We start from the raw sequence: 234 nt of genomic DNA, 5'->3' as shown, positions 1-234 counted from the left end.
CAAGGATTTTTTTCCTGAATTTTTGCTGATGAAGATGGAAAAAATTTTCGGCTTTATAGGTTGATAAAGTTATGTCGTAACAGGAAATATAAGAACAGATATATAAATAAATAAAAAGAACATAAAAACGCAAATAAAAACGAAAATGAGGGGAACTTTATGAACCAAAATCAATTCGAATGTCGTATTTCAGAAGAAGATGTACAAATGTTAAGAGCGTTAGCTCACCCACTT

Annotated in this window: 1 pseudogene; it reads left to right on the top strand. The window is 29.9% G+C overall.

The features are described 5' to 3' along the window. Positions 1–159 precede the first annotated feature (159 nt). Positions 160–234 (top strand): annotated as a pseudogene (locus MR160_RS34550) (ArsR/SmtB family transcription factor); the annotation flags it as partial.

Source organism: Bacillus cereus group sp. BfR-BA-01382, from assembly GCF_022663475.1.
GTDB lineage: Bacteria > Bacillota > Bacilli > Bacillales > Bacillaceae_G > Bacillus_A > Bacillus_A thuringiensis_S.
This window is presented reverse-complemented; position numbering and strand designations above follow the sequence as displayed.